This window comes from Bacillus sp. M5A3_1b, from assembly GCF_053345335.1.
The window spans coordinates 179,710-193,150 of record NZ_JBKEZY010000010.1 but is presented as its reverse complement, the minus strand read 5'-3'; the positions used below and the strand labels follow the sequence as shown (position 1 = coordinate 193,150).

The following is a 13,441-nucleotide window of genomic DNA, read 5'->3' as shown; positions in this document are numbered from 1 at the left end:
GTATTTTTTCATTAGATCATAACGAGGGCGAATTATGTTGATAGTTAGTATACATAACATTATTACATTAACCTTCTTTCGGAAGCACAATTCTTTTATATAATTGAACTGTAATCCAGTAGTAAATCGAGTAAATGACTATGAAAATAACAATTGGTAACCAAATTCGAAAATACGGATCAATTAATAGAGGCCCAAAAATGTTCATACCAACTAATATGTGAGCAATACCGATAATTGCTGGGACTAGAAATATGAAGAATAACTCCTTATAAATCGATTGTGTTAATAATTCCCGGCGGACACCAATTTTACGAAGCATTTGATAACGTATACTATCTTTAGATGCACCAGATAGAATTTTAAACATTAAGCAACTGGCCATCATTGCTAAAAACGCAATTCCAACGAAGAACCCCATAAACATTAGTCCGCTGGAAAAACTTTGATTCGCCTTATATGTTTGATACTTACTATCCAGTTCTTCCACTTTCACATTTTTATATTTAACTACCTGCAATTCATCAATTTTTTTCCATTCTTTTAAGTATGCTCCAAAAACATCTGTTTTCCCAATAAAAACAATATTTTCTTTAACTTTCATACTATCGTATATGTTTTGATCTACAATTTTCATTTTATGATCAGTATATATATACTTGGGCTGAATTGTTTCGAAAGCGTCGCTCCATTGTTTTGGTTTCCCATCATTTTTAACCCATTGTCTTGACAACGCAAATGCATCCATGGGAATATCCTCTGAAACTTTTATTATCTTCTCATTTTTTCTATCTTTTACTAAAGGACGATTATTCTCTAGCTCTTCTTTTATATAATAAACATACTTATCATCTACTTTGTAGCGATATTCAAGCTTATCTTGAAATGAGATACCACTCAAAATGTTCTTTTCTTCTACTGTTGGATTATGAACTACCGAATCGTAAATTGTTCCTTTATCAGTCTGCTTTAAAACGTCGTTTTTAAATGCCATACCACACGCAATTCCACCTGCTCCAAGAGCTACTAAGATTGCTACCGTCGCAAGCACATTTGTTAGGCCATTAATGCGGAAGTTTAATTGAGCAAAGGTAAAAGCATTAAGCCCTTTTTCACTACGCTTTTTATTATTTTTTATTTTTTTTATCATAACTGGGAGAATTGATCCAAACAACATGTAAGTACTAACAGTTGCTGAGATTAATCCAAGGGCCATTAATGTAGGAACGGTTCCTAGATTTTTTGCCTGTGGTATATAGAGCAGTGAAGCATAACCAATACTTAACAAAATCAGACCAAGTAAGGCAACTACAATTGTCATTTTTCCTTTTACCGCGACACGCTCTGTTTGTGCATCTGCATGTACAAGCTGTAATACAGAAATACGTGACAATTTAATACTGTTCATACTTGCTGATAATACAAATAATGCAAAGAAGAAGATACAAGTAACGACCATAGACGGAATGTAGAAAGCTTGGTAACCTTCTCCAGTTAACTCCAATTGTTTCATTAATAACTGCCCGATACCTTCTGCAAGTGCTACACCAATTGTAACCCCAATCACAAGTGACGCCGCACCTAATATGATTGTTTCAAGGAACATTAGTAATGTAACTTTATACTTTTTTGCTCCTAACATCATATACATACCAAACTCTTTTTGGCGAAGAGATAATAAGAAAGAGTTTGCATACATAATGTAAAAAAATGTTACAATCGCTAATAAAGAGGAACCTATTTGAAATATTAATACAATAGGACCAACGTTTGCATTGGATTCAAGGAACGTTTTATTTAGTGATAGCGTTTGAAACATATAAAAAGTTGAAATAGATACAATAAGACCAATAAGTAATACAATATAATCTTGCAACTTACTTTTTAACCCTGACATGGAAAGTTTAAATAACATGCCCAAACCTCCTTTCTTACGCTTTTTGTGTGCCTAAATCTGCAAGCACGTCTAAAATTTCTTTATAAAACTCTTCACGTTTACCACCACGGTAAATTTCTTTATATAACTCACCATCTTGAATGAATAAAATACGCTGACAGTAACTTGCACTGTATGGATCATGCGTAACCATCATTATCGATACGCCTTGTTCTTTATTTAAGTTTGTCATCGCATTAAGTAAACTTGTTGCATTTTTAGAATCAAGAGCTCCTGTTGGCTCGTCCCCTAAAATAATTGCAGGCTCATGCACTAAAGCACGTGCTGCTGCCGAACGTTGCTTTTGTCCACCAGATACTTCAGACGGATACTTTTGAAGTATTGCTGAGATTCCTAACATATCAGCTACCTTCTCTACTTTCGGCCCAATTTTGCGTGATGGGACACCTTGAAGAGATAATGGAAGTGCAATGTTTTCGTAAATAGATAAATTCTCTAATAAGTTAAAGTCTTGGAAAATGAATCCTAATTTTTGCGAACGGAAATCAGAAAGCTCACCTTGCTTCATTTTCGTAATATCCGTTTCTGCAATTTCAATAACGCCATCTGTCGCTTTATCAAGAGTCGAAATTACATTTAATAATGTTGTTTTGCCAGAACCAGATGGCCCCATAATTCCTACAAACTCCCCCTCTTGAATCGAAAATGAAACACCTTTTAATGCGTGTGATTCATTCTCACCTTTTTTACCGTACACTTTTCGAATGTTTTTTACGTCTACGACTGGTTTTATCATATATATCCTCCTACGTTTCTATGATTGATAATCTACTGTTTGAGTTGTTTCTTTTTCGTTTCCACTTGCAATGCTTCTGCTGTAAAAGTATTAAACTTGTACCCCACCAATATATATCTTTTTATTTTTAAAAATAATAAGTCCTTTCATATTTTTGCAATACATAAAAATAGATATCAAATCGAATAAATTGTATTCAATTTGGACATCTATTTTTAGGAATACACGTAATAGACAATCTAAGTAATAAATTTGTTCCTATTTAGATAAGAAAGCACTAGGTATTTTGTTAAGAAAACAAAATGAATTGCATAAAAAAATCCCTTTTCGCTTTTGTTCAATCATTTGAATTATAAATCAAACATATTAAGAACCACTGGTTATATTTCTTAATTTTTCTTAAGATAATTTATAAAAACTAGACCATAACGGGGAGATTATTTCTAGTACAAATAATAAAAAACTACACCCTATTTAGGATGTAGTTTTTCTAACTGAATTATTTATTTTTCACTTCATTTTTATAAAAAGCAAATAATGGTTCAATGGATGGACTAGATAACAGAGGAATTGCCTTCTCAATCAATTCTCTATCCCAATCAAACCAACGCATTTCCATTAGCATATTCATTTCTGTATCAGTGAACCGCTTCTTTATTTCCTTAGCAGGATTTCCACCAACTATTGTATACGGCGGAACATCTTTACTTACGACAGATCCTGCTGCAACTATTGCGCCTTCACCAATTGTAACGCCAGGCATTATAATAGCATTCATTCCAATCCAAGCATCACTTTTAATGACTGTATCACCCTTCGGTTCATATGAATGTTCAATTTGCTCAGCGAATGGATATACTGTAATCCATTCTGAGTGATGATTATGATTACCACCCATTAAAATGACTACTCCACTGGCAATACAAACATAATTCCCAATAATGAGTTTATCAAGATGCCATCCCATCTGTTCAATTGGATTGAAAAGTGCTCGGGACTTAGCATCCCCCCACAAATACCTTACACAGCCATCTTCAAAATTTTGATGACCATAATACCCTGAATAATAGGAGTACTCTCCTACCTCAATGAGTGGATTTGTAACTACATCTTTTAAATACTTCGTTTCTGACCAATGATTATATAATGGATACTTCATAACTTTATTCCTCGCTTCTAAGTATTGTAGATCTTTGTAATTCACTTAGAAGCTTACTACGACTGCTACATTTTTTAGCTTTCTCAAACGACGAATCATTATATTCAAGCCTTTCTTTTATAATAAAAAAATCATAACGTGATAAATTACATAAGTCAAATTTTAAAATTATGTACTAAAACTTAAAGTTGAATTGAAATTTCAACTTTAAAACAATCGAGTTTTCAAATAACAAATCCTAATTACATATGATAAAGATTTCTTAACTATACATCTAAATTCTTTCCTATATTAGCCGTAACTTCCTCTATATAATCTTATTACTTTTTAATTTGTCTGATAAATCAATAAATGTTAATATGATTATAGAAGATATTATCATCTATTAGATTTCACAGCTAGTTTTTCACAAAACGATTTCTGAATCCTTAAGTAACTAGGAGGTTTAGAACATGAAACTTTTAAGGCAATCCACAATTATTGGTGCATTAACTGTTGGAGGATTTTTATTTTCGAATACAATTGGTACGCTCCCACCTGTGTCTGCTGAATCGCAACTTACACAAACAGAATCACGATTTTCAGATAATTGGCGTTGGCAAAGCTATTTTTTATTACATCATAATGCAGATTTTATAGAAGAGTTAGCAGTTGGTAACTTAAAGCATGGAGATACATTCGATGTTACTATATATACTGGTGGTAAGGATACTGGTATTGTAAAAATATATCAATTGAATGAAAATGAGAATAATGAAATAAACTTGCATAGATATAAAACCATTTATGACTCAGGTCTAAAACATAATTATGGTAGATTTGTAACACCTATTACTAAGGTTTATAATCCAGGAACATATGTAGCCGTTATGAAACTTGGAGAAAATTATTATTATGGGGGCAGCTTTAAAATCTCAAAATAATTTACGTTTATCTCACCAATAAACATTGGATACCATTGTTAATAGACAAAAACTATTTTAAAAGCTCTCTGCCTTATATAAGGTAGAGAGCTTTTTGATTGTCTGCCCTTTTTAAGGTTAGAAAAAATCCTTACTTTCTTTATAAATTAGCATTTTTATTCACGAACCGTTTTCACTTCTTTATGGCCTACAATTCGATATGCAATATTGCATATTCTATATGTTCACTCTTTAAAAATGCGATAATTTATCTATAAAAATATTTGAAATTAATATTGAAAGGAGAATATTACATGTCTTTCTTTTCTTGGTCTCCTCTTATTTTCTTAATAGTTGTTGCAATTATCATTTCTATTCAAAAGGCTAAGAAACAATAATTTATTATGTGGAGGTGTAATAATGTCATTTACAGCATGGAGTACAATTTTTATGACTTTAATCGGAGCAATTTCTGGAGCAGTTTTTGGTAAAATCTCCTCTAGAAATAAAACCCAAAATTAAATACTAACGCAAAAATAAATTTCTAATAATACTCTATACAAAAAAGTAGCCTATAAAATTTTATAGGCTACTCTTCATTTTATGAATATTATTTAGCTAATTCTTTCGTACCCTTCATTACATCAACGAAGAATCCCCAGTTATTCACAACAGAAGAAATACTAATATGCTCATCTGGAGTGTGAACATTGAATATATCTGGACCGAATGAAATTGCATCTAATTCAGGCATCTTTTGCACAAATGCACTACATTCAATACCTGCATGCACTGCAAAGATTTCAATCTCTTTATTGTATTTTTCTTGATGCACTTTTTCAAACAAATTACGAATTTGTGAATTCGGATTGTATGGCCATTCTGGATACTCTGACTCTATTTCAAAGGTTGCACCAACTAACTCGGCAATACATTTAATTTCATCTGCAACATGTTGTTTTAAACTACTCACAGAACTTCTCACTTCGTTACGTAATTTAATTTCATCTTGGAACGTTTCAATAACACCTAAATTTGTTGAACTTTCTACTAGACCTTTAATATCCAAGCTCATACTTTGAATGCCGTTTGGAATTAAGAATAATGATGAAATAATTTGCTTTTGTGTCTCTTTAGCAAATACTTTTTCTACTTTCTCATCCAATTTTGTCAGTGTAACGTGAACATCTGGATCAACAGCACGCATTTCTTCTTGTAATACTCTTGTCCAAGATACTAGTTTTTCTTCTACTTTCTCTACATCTTCTGTACTTAATATAATTGTAGCTACACTTTCACGCGGAATTGCGTTCGTTTTTAATCCGCCGTGAACTTCACTAATCTCAAATTGAACATTTGCTGATAAATCTCGTAATACTCGTCCTAATACTTTGTTTGCATTACCACGTTGTTTATCAATTTCCATACCAGAATGTCCGCCTTTTAAGCCACCAACATATAGACGGTATGCATCTGTATTCGCTGGCGCTTCATCCCAAATTACTGGAATTGTTTCAACAGCTTTCGCACCACCTGCGCTACTTACAAGTAATTTATGATCTTCTTCAGAATCAATATTAATAAAAATCTTACCATCAAAGTGATTTGCATCAACAGCGAAAGCCCCGCCCATTGTTGTTTCTTCTTCAGTAGTGATAACTACTTCAAGTGCTGGATGCGGAATATCTTTTGAATCTAATAAAGCCATTGCATACGCAACTGCAATACCATTATCAGCACCTAAAGTCGTTTGATTTGCATATAACATGTCCCCAATAATTCGTAATTCAATTGGATCTTTTTCAAAATCATGTACGGTTGCTTGATTTTTTTCACATACCATATCCATATGACCTTGAATGATAATAGCTGGTACATTTTCATAGCCAGTAGTTGCGTCTTTTTTAATAATGACATTCATTGCTTCATCTTGAATCACTTCTAAGTTACGCTCTTTTGCAAAGCCCACTAAATAATCACTAATTTCCTTTTCATTACCCGATCCTCTAGGAATCTTTGAAATTTCTGCAAAATGATAAAATACAGGGTGCTTTGTTAATTGTTCTAAAGTAGAATACATTTTTAAGCTCCTCTCAAAATGACAAAATAATATGTAAGTCTGCTATCATTATACCATGATTCGTTACTTTCCCTTTCTATTTCATCCTTTAAAATCCACCCTTTAAATATTTAATCGTATAAAAAAACAAAAGAAAATGCACTATGCATTTTCTTTTGTTTTTTTCACTCGTATATATTTTGAACCGCTATTATTCATCAATTTCTCTAAACGATTTATATTTTCTGTTAATGCACCTTTCACAAGAGAGAAATCTGTATTTGGTTCTTCTTTTTTTTCTTTAAAAAATGAAGACTTTTGTACATTTATTTCAGCCATCTCTTCTCCCCCTTTTCAAAAAGATACAATCTTCTATTTATATTATATCGCAAATGTAGACAACGTGTACACGTATCATTTTCTTTTTAATTCTTCTTCTAACTCTTCTACTTGCTGCAAAGTATCTCCTTTTATTAACGAGAAATCTGTTGTATCTTCATTATCTTCTTTAAAAAAATCATTGTCATAATCTTTTATCATTACAATCACCTCTACGTGCTAGTGTAGGAATGATTGTCCGATTTTATACAAGTATGTCTAAATTTGCTTTACCTTTATGTATAAGTGAAAAGGACAGAAGAAAATCCTGTCCTTATTTACTAAAATAACTATGATGTATTGTTAAATTATATACATTTTCAAAATCTCGATCTTGCAGATTATTTTTCTTCCCATCAATAACAATGAAAACATCACTCACAGTTTTTGCTGGTATAATGCCGACATTTTCTATTTGTACCGCTTTCTGCTCATTCAACTGCTCAATGTGTTCAAACGGAACGATAATACTAAATTGAGAACGGATACTGCGAAAGTTAGTATTTAATTCCTTTGCCGCTTCAAATACAACAATTTTTGCACCAATCTTTTCCCCATACGAATCTAAAAATGCGTTTAAGCTTTTTGTATACTCTTCTTCCGTATGCCATTCCATTGTACCGAACATTGTTGGATTGACATTTTGAATAATTGTTGTATATATTTCCCCTCTTGCTTTAGAAGCAATTAAAGACCGTTTTATCGATTGAACAGTCTTGCCAATATCGCTAAATTTCGCTCCCCATATTTCGGAAATATTAGGTGTTAAAATAAATGCGATATCAACGAAAATAACCATTGCAGTGAACATTAAAAGGTTTTTCCAGAGGGTTAAATCAATTCCTTTTATCATGAAATACACGGTGACTGATATTATAAACAACCCATACCAAGTCTTTCTAATACGTTGCTTTTTCTCCTCGTACAACTCTTCGTTTCTCCAGTAAAAGAACACAAGAACGAGAAAAACGATTGCTAAAATAAATAAGCCGATTCGAATGTTAGAGATCACCAATGACATCACCCTCCATTCAAAAACTACTCACGATATCATTACATGCACAAGTAGCCCTCTTTATGACAAAAGACGTGGACAAGCTTCTAAATTTAGCAATATCGCATATACATTAGAAGGTACCACGTCTTTTACCCCGCATTAACGGGCAGTAAGACCCCCACCTGAAAATTTTGCAAAAGCATAGAAGTTAGGTAGGGGATCAACTGCCCATAAAAGCCCGATTGGTTCAACTAATAATCAATGGGGGATGACCCCCCACTGATTAAAGTTTCACTTTATCATGAATCTACATTGTATATGTAGACAAGCATGCGTTTCAAATTTTCATGTTAAAAAGAAATATGTTTCGGAATTTCCCCTTTTGGTACTTCCCCGTCCATACTTAAATAATAATGACGAATCGGACGTAAATCATCGTCTAATTCATAAACGAGTGGAATGCTCGTTGGAATATTTAATGAAACAACACCATCGCTTGAAAGGTTATCTAAGTATTTCACTAGCGAACGAATCGTATTACCGTGTGATGAAATAATTACCTTTTCACCACTTTTTAATGATGGCGCGATTTCTGAATGCCAATAATCAAGTACTCTTTTCTCCGTATCCACTAAACATTCAGTCAATGGAAACTCACCTTTTTTAAGTGCTTTATATTTTGGATCATTCATTTCATATCTAGGATCATCCTCAGTAAGAGCAGGTGGTCTTACATCAATACTTCTTCTCCAAATATGAACTTGCTCCTCACCATACTTTTTCGCAGTTTCATCTTTATTCAACCCTTGCAATGCACCGTAATGTCTTTCATTTAGCTTCCAACATTTATGTACTGGTACCCAAGCAAGATCCATCTCATGAAGTACAATCCATAACGTCCGGATTGCTCGTTTTAATACAGATGTATAAGCTACATCAAAAGTATATCCATTTTTCTTTAATATCGCTCCTGCTTCTCTCGCTTCACTTAATCCATTCTCTGATAAATCTACATCTGTCCATCCTGTAAAGCGATTTTCAAGATTCCATAAACTTTGTCCGTGACGAATAAGTACAAGTTTTATCATAATAATTCCCCTCTCGGAAATGTGAATTTTATTGTTCCATTGCGTACACGTATAAAGTATCTAGTAATGTATCTTTTTATCCATTCACTCTATGACCAATACATAGTTGCCAAATGTATGGATAAAATTTGTTCTTTTTCAAACTATAAATACAGATATATTTCTTATTATTTCTGATCGATTACAACTTCTCGTTTTGATATCCAAGCATCAAAACCTGATCGACTATTTGCCATTTCATTCATAACTTGATGCCAATTTTCTTCACACGATTCACCAAATTTTGAAAAAATAGCACTCATCTGTTGTCTTTGAACATCGCTCAATTTTTTCTCTAAATCTACACCTATTTCTGTTAAAGATAACTGTTTCACACGGCGATCATGTGTAGCTTCATTACTCTCAATTAAGCCTTTTTCCACAAGTTGTCGTAGTGGTCCGTGAAGTGCTTGTTTACTTATTTCTAACAGTGATAATAACTCATTTACACTTATCCCTGGAAATCGTGCGATAAAAAATAAAATTCGGTGATGTACTCGTTGTATGCCATACTCTTTTATAATTTCATCTGGCTTTTCAGTAAATGATTTATATGCAAAGTAAAATAATGCTAATGCTTCATTCATCTGTTCTTCTTTATGTTGTGTCATCTACTTTCCCCCTGTATGTAAATTATAACACAATCTAGTATTGAATATTTTAACGAACACATCAGAACTTCTTTAGTTTATTGAAATATTCATTGCAAAATTAGGAGAGGATTTATTTGAAATCGCAATATACTGTAAGTACATATTTATTAGATCGACTAAGCGAATTAGGAATTGAGCATATATTTGGTGTTCCTGGTGATTATAATTTGGCTTTTTTAGATGACGTACTAGCACATGAAAAGCTAAAGTGGATTGGTAATTGTAATGAATTAAATGCGGCATATACTGCTGATGGATATGCTCGTATAAAAGGAATTGCAGCTCTTATTACCACCTTTGGCGTTGGAGAATTAAGCGCCCTTAACGGTGTTGCTGGGTCATACGCAGAAAACGTACCTGTTATAAAAATCACGGGGACACCACCAACAACAGTAATGGAAAATGGAGCACTCGTTCATCATACGTTAGGTGATGGAAAGTTCGATCATTTTTCCAATATGTATAGAGAAATCACGGTGGCACAATCAAAATTAACACCTGAGCATGCCGCTGAAGAAATCGATCGTGTGTTACGGGCATGTTGGAGTGAGAAACGCCCTGTTCATATTCAATTAGCGATTGATGTGTATAATAAACCAATTAATAAACCTACAGAACCAATTTTACATAAACCAGTTTTAAGTAATAAAGATGCATTGGATAAAATGCTTCTACATGCGACTTCAAAAATAAACAGTGCCAAAAAACCAGTTATTTTAGCTGATTTTGAAGTGGCTCGTTTTCATGCGGAAGAATATTTGCATCAATTCGTAGAAAAAACTGGGTTTCCTATCGCAACATTAAGTATGGGAAAAGGAATATTCCCTGAACAACACCCTCAATTTATAGGAATTTATACTGGTGATGTTAGTTCTCCATACTTACGAAAAAGAATTGATGAATCTGACTGTATTATTAGTATTGGTGTGAAATTAACTGATACTATTACTGGTGGCTTTACACAAGGCTTTATGAAAGAGCAAGTTATAGACATCCATCCCTATACTGTGAAAATTATAGATAAAAAATATGGACCCGTGGTAATGAAAGATGTTTTACAACAGTTAAGTGATTTAATCGAACATCGTAACGAGGATACACTTGAAATTAAGCCCTTTATTTCAGAATTACTATCTATGACAGAAGAGTTCAATCCAAAAGCTCAAATGGTTACACAAAAACGTTTTTGGCAACAAATATACCATTTCTTACAAGAAAACGATGTTTTAATTGCTGAGCAAGGAACCCCTTTCTTCGGTAGTGCTGCTATCCCTTTACCAAATAACACTACATATGTAGCACAACCATTATGGGGATCAATTGGTTATACATTACCTGCTCTACTCGGTACACAGCTCGCTGATTTATCGCGACGTAATATTTTAATTATTGGTGATGGTTCTTTCCAATTAACTGTTCAAGAGTTATCGACTATACTTCGTCAAAATTTAAAACCGATTATATTTTTAATTAATAACAATGGATACACTGTTGAACGTGCAATTCACGGCCAAAATCAACCGTATAATGACATACAAATGTGGGATTACACGAAACTAGCAAACGTATTCAGTTCAGAAGAAAAAAGCTTAACATGTAAAGTGGAAAATGAAACAGAGTTAGCAGAAGTCTTAACTAAAATAAATTTTAATATAAATCGACTTATCTTTGTTGAAGTTGTAATGAGCCAAGGGGATCAGCCTGAATTGTTAGCTAAACTCGGTGAAAGATTCGGCAAGCAAAATTCTTAAAAAGAAAAGAGTAACTATAAATAATGACAACTTCAACTAAGAGATATGAAACTTGTTTATATACTCAAAATACACAAGAAAAAGGATGGCAAGTGCCATCCTTTTTGATATATATTGAACTTTCCCTATTTTTAAGACCATTCTTCAACTAACCCAGTATAACAAGCAAAAACTTTCAATCTAGCTTTAACTTTACAGCTCTTGTAGCAATAAAAGTTTTAATATGCTTATCTAATATTCTAGTTCCACCAAAATCATCCTCAAAAAAACCAGTTATAACTAAACCAGCTTCAACTTGACCTTGAATTTGGTCTTCAAGAGTATGTGCATATTCTATTGTTTGATTAGACTTTACATAATCTTGAACTTCATTCTCTGGTAAATAATCTAGAGTTGATGATGGTATTGCATGTTTAACATCAAGTATACCCTTTTGCTCTTGATTGTCATCAAAAATCCATAGTAACGGATTTGTAAATCCTGAAATAAGAATACCTCTATTCTTTAGTACCCTTGATACCTCATTCCATACAAGATGAACATCTTTTACAAACAAATTAGAAACAGGATTTACAACAATATCAAAATATTCATCCTCAAAATCACTAAGGTCTGACATATCTCCTTGAACTGTTTTTAAAGTTAACCCATCCCGTTCTGCCACCTTTTTATCTTGTTCCAACTGCTTTCTTGATATATCAGTAACTGTTACATCCGCCCCAGCAGCAGCTAGCACTGGTGCTTGTTGCCCTCCACCTGATGCTAAGCACAGTATTTTTAATCCTTCTAATGACTTTGGAAACCAATATCTAGGAACTGATTTTTCTGTGGTAACTGTGATTTCCCATTCACCTGATTTACTTCTTTCAATAACCTCGCTACTTACAGGTTGCGTATATCTAGAACCTTCTTCAACCTTTTTATCCCATGCATTACTGTTTTGTTGAGTTGTATCCATTATAACTATTCCCCCTAGCTATCTTGTTACATTTTAAGTGTAAGATCATTTACTATGTATGCTTTCCTTTTTCTATTAACCTAACCAATAATTAATACATATTTTTCTATATTTATATTAACAGATAAAAAGTAGTAAGAAAAATAAAATATTCTAAATAGAAAAAATATAAATTCATTTAAGCAAATCAATTACATATAAAAAGGCATTCCAAACCTGTTGACGGTTGGAACACCTTTTATATATTATTTAAATTTTCACCCTCTGAACTAAACCCATTAAACAAATAAATTACATTTTTTATTCCGCAAGCGTTAACTGCCAAGAGACACCATACTTATCATTTAACCAGCCAAACTTTTTGCTAAATGGATAAGAACCTAAAGGCATTAGTACAGATCCATCCTGTGCTAGTTTATGAAAGACCTTTTCAATTTCTTCTTCTGTCTCACAAGTTACATAAAGAGACATAGATGGTGTAAATGTAAAACCATGATTTACATAACTATCAATGCACATGAATTCTTGACCATTTAACGTAAAAGTTGCATGAATGACAGAACCCTCTTTACCAGGTCCGTTTTCATCGTAGCGAGAGATACTTACAATTTCTGATTGGTCGAATAGCGACGTGTAAAAATTCATCGCCTCCTCAGCTTTACCTTCAAACATTAAAAACGTAGTAATTTTTTGATTTGTGTTACTCATATAGAGACAGCCCCTTGTTATGTATTTATGCAAAACATACACCGGCAAGCAAAAAC

General features: G+C 32.9%; 13 protein-coding genes. 2 read left to right on the top strand and 11 right to left on the bottom strand.

Going from position 1 to position 13,441, the window contains the following annotated elements:
• Window positions 1–67: 67 nt before the first annotated feature.
• The 3 genes from ACLBWW_RS23575 to ACLBWW_RS23565 all read right to left on the bottom strand — a co-directional run bounded on the left by ACLBWW_RS23575 (window position 68) and on the right by ACLBWW_RS23565 (window position 3,852).
• Window positions 68–1,915 (bottom strand): FtsX-like permease family protein, encoded by a 1,848-nt coding sequence (locus ACLBWW_RS23575; RefSeq protein WP_447614274.1) that lies wholly within the window; start codon window positions 1,913–1,915, stop codon window positions 68–70.
• 16 nt (window positions 1,916–1,931) lie between these two features.
• Window positions 1,932–2,693: an ABC transporter ATP-binding protein gene (locus ACLBWW_RS23570; protein ID WP_048546887.1), complete on the bottom strand. Its 762-nt coding sequence runs from the start codon at window positions 2,691–2,693 to the stop codon at window positions 1,932–1,934.
• 499 nt (window positions 2,694–3,192) lie between these two features.
• Window positions 3,193–3,852, bottom strand: a complete 660-nt coding sequence (locus tag ACLBWW_RS23565) for a CatB-related O-acetyltransferase (RefSeq protein WP_048546886.1) — start codon at window positions 3,850–3,852, stop codon at window positions 3,193–3,195.
• Window positions 3,853–4,304: 452 nt separating this feature from the next.
• Here ACLBWW_RS23565 and ACLBWW_RS23560 point away from each other — a divergent pair, with 452 nt between their 5' ends.
• Window positions 4,305–4,775: a DUF5065 family protein gene (locus ACLBWW_RS23560; RefSeq protein ID WP_048546884.1), complete on the top strand. Its 471-nt coding sequence runs from the start codon at window positions 4,305–4,307 to the stop codon at window positions 4,773–4,775.
• 589 nt (window positions 4,776–5,364) lie between these two features.
• On the opposite strand, the gene pepD is transcribed toward ACLBWW_RS23560, so the two are convergent.
• The 6 genes from pepD to ACLBWW_RS23530 all read right to left on the bottom strand — a co-directional run bounded on the left by pepD (window position 5,365) and on the right by ACLBWW_RS23530 (window position 9,926).
• Window positions 5,365–6,834, bottom strand: a complete 1,470-nt coding sequence (gene pepD / locus ACLBWW_RS23555) for a beta-Ala-His dipeptidase (protein WP_447614273.1) — start codon at window positions 6,832–6,834, stop codon at window positions 5,365–5,367.
• A gap of 141 nt (window positions 6,835–6,975) precedes the next feature.
• Entirely contained in the window at window positions 6,976–7,152 is a 177-nt protein-coding gene (gene spoIISB, locus ACLBWW_RS23550) for a stage II sporulation protein SB (RefSeq protein ID WP_046959435.1), read from the bottom strand.
• Between the two features lie 75 nt (window positions 7,153–7,227).
• Window positions 7,228–7,353 (bottom strand): hypothetical protein, encoded by a 126-nt coding sequence (locus ACLBWW_RS23545; RefSeq protein WP_000588712.1) that lies wholly within the window; start codon window positions 7,351–7,353, stop codon window positions 7,228–7,230.
• Window positions 7,354–7,465: 112 nt separating this feature from the next.
• Window positions 7,466–8,203, bottom strand: a complete 738-nt coding sequence (locus ACLBWW_RS23540; protein ID WP_116443030.1) for a type II toxin-antitoxin system SpoIISA family toxin — start codon at window positions 8,201–8,203, stop codon at window positions 7,466–7,468.
• Between the two features lie 335 nt (window positions 8,204–8,538).
• On the bottom strand, window positions 8,539–9,276 hold the full coding sequence (gene gpmA, locus ACLBWW_RS23535) for a 2,3-diphosphoglycerate-dependent phosphoglycerate mutase (protein WP_048546878.1): 738 nt from the start codon (window positions 9,274–9,276) through the stop codon (window positions 8,539–8,541).
• A gap of 167 nt (window positions 9,277–9,443) precedes the next feature.
• Window positions 9,444–9,926, bottom strand: coding sequence for a MarR family winged helix-turn-helix transcriptional regulator (locus tag ACLBWW_RS23530; RefSeq protein WP_048546876.1), 483 nt, complete (start codon window positions 9,924–9,926; stop codon window positions 9,444–9,446).
• A 116-nt stretch (window positions 9,927–10,042) separates the two neighbouring features.
• Between ACLBWW_RS23530 and ACLBWW_RS23525 the strand changes: the two genes are divergently transcribed.
• The gene (locus tag ACLBWW_RS23525; RefSeq protein WP_048546874.1) at window positions 10,043–11,719 is read left to right on the top strand and encodes an alpha-keto acid decarboxylase family protein; all 1,677 of its coding nucleotides are present in this window, start codon (window positions 10,043–10,045) and stop codon (window positions 11,717–11,719) included.
• A gap of 175 nt (window positions 11,720–11,894) precedes the next feature.
• Here the strand turns inward: ACLBWW_RS23525 and ACLBWW_RS23520 are convergent, their stop codons facing one another.
• Both ACLBWW_RS23520 and ACLBWW_RS23515 read right to left on the bottom strand, forming a co-directional pair.
• Window positions 11,895–12,677 (bottom strand): class I SAM-dependent methyltransferase, encoded by a 783-nt coding sequence (locus ACLBWW_RS23520; protein ID WP_048546872.1) that lies wholly within the window; start codon window positions 12,675–12,677, stop codon window positions 11,895–11,897.
• A 300-nt stretch (window positions 12,678–12,977) separates the two neighbouring features.
• Window positions 12,978–13,385, bottom strand: coding sequence for a VOC family protein (locus tag ACLBWW_RS23515; protein ID WP_048546870.1), 408 nt, complete (start codon window positions 13,383–13,385; stop codon window positions 12,978–12,980).
• Window positions 13,386–13,441 lie beyond the last annotated feature (56 nt).

Bases quoted from the DNA above. Each gene is read 5' to 3' on its own strand.
- ACLBWW_RS23575 (WP_447614274.1), bottom strand. From the start codon at position 1,915: ATGTTATTTAAACTTTCCATGTCAGGGTTAAAAAGTAAGTTGCAAGAT.
- ACLBWW_RS23570 (WP_048546887.1), bottom strand. From the start codon at position 2,693: ATGATAAAACCAGTCGTAGACGTAAAAAACATTCGAAAAGTGTACGGT.
- ACLBWW_RS23565 (WP_048546886.1), bottom strand. From the start codon at position 3,852: ATGAAGTATCCATTATATAATCATTGGTCAGAAACGAAGTATTTAAAA.
- ACLBWW_RS23560 (WP_048546884.1), top strand. From the start codon at position 4,305: ATGAAACTTTTAAGGCAATCCACAATTATTGGTGCATTAACTGTTGGA.
- pepD (WP_447614273.1), bottom strand. From the start codon at position 6,834: ATGTATTCTACTTTAGAACAATTAACAAAGCACCCTGTATTTTATCAT.
- spoIISB (WP_046959435.1), bottom strand. From the start codon at position 7,152: ATGGCTGAAATAAATGTACAAAAGTCTTCATTTTTTAAAGAAAAAAAA.
- ACLBWW_RS23545 (WP_000588712.1), bottom strand. From the start codon at position 7,353: ATGATAAAAGATTATGACAATGATTTTTTTAAAGAAGATAATGAAGAT.
- gpmA (WP_048546878.1), bottom strand. From the start codon at position 9,276: ATGATAAAACTTGTACTTATTCGTCACGGACAAAGTTTATGGAATCTT.
- ACLBWW_RS23530 (WP_048546876.1), bottom strand. From the start codon at position 9,926: ATGACACAACATAAAGAAGAACAGATGAATGAAGCATTAGCATTATTT.
- ACLBWW_RS23520 (WP_048546872.1), bottom strand. From the start codon at position 12,677: ATGGATACAACTCAACAAAACAGTAATGCATGGGATAAAAAGGTTGAA.
- ACLBWW_RS23515 (WP_048546870.1), bottom strand. From the start codon at position 13,385: ATGAGTAACACAAATCAAAAAATTACTACGTTTTTAATGTTTGAAGGT.